Source organism: Oerskovia turbata, assembly GCF_000718325.1.
In the GTDB taxonomy this organism is placed as follows: domain Bacteria; phylum Actinomycetota; class Actinomycetes; order Actinomycetales; family Cellulomonadaceae; genus Oerskovia; species Oerskovia turbata.
The window spans coordinates 1-643 of record NZ_JOFV01000039.1 but is presented as its reverse complement, the minus strand read 5'-3'; the positions used below and the strand labels follow the sequence as shown (position 1 = coordinate 643).

At 73.4% G+C, this 643-nt stretch carries 1 protein-coding gene; it reads left to right on the top strand.

All coding sequences use genetic code 11. The features are described 5' to 3' along the window. On the top strand, positions 1-643 hold a 643-nt coding region (locus tag IE95_RS20935), incomplete at both ends, for an Ig-like domain-containing protein (protein WP_211249075.1).

Below are 643 nucleotides of genomic sequence, written 5' to 3'. Positions count from 1 at the left end.
GGGTGTCAACACGCTGCCGTTGACGATCGGTGCGCAGCCCGACGGCCTGTACCCGTTCCGGGGCGCGGTCGACCAGGTGCGGCTGTACGACCGGGCGCTCTCCGCGGCCCAGGTCGTCGAGCTCGTCCAGGGCGACGGTCCCGTGCCCACGACCCCGGTCGCGACCGACGGGGCCTCCACGACCACCGCTGGGGTCGCGGTCACGGGCACCCTCGCCGGCAGCTCGCCGAGCGGCGGTGCGCTGACGTACGAGGTGGTCGCCGCTCCGTCGTCGGGCACGGTCACGCTGACCAACCCCGCCACGGGCGCGTTCTCCTACACACCCGCCGCAGGTTTCGTCGGGACGACGAGCTTCACGTTCCGGGTCAAGGCCGGGACGACGTGGTCGAACGTCGCGACGCAGACCGTGCGTGTGACTTCGGTCGCGGGGATCCGCGGTCTGTGGGGCCTCGACGAGGGGACCGGGACCACGACCGCCGACTCGTCGGGCTGGGGGCAGACCGGGACCCTGCCGGGCGGCACCACCTGGGTGACCGGGGTCGACGGCACGGCGGTGCGTCTCGACGGGTCGACGGGCAAGGTGTCGGTGCCGGACGGGGACGGGTTGGACGTGTCGTCGGCGTTGTCGGTGTCGGTGTGGGTG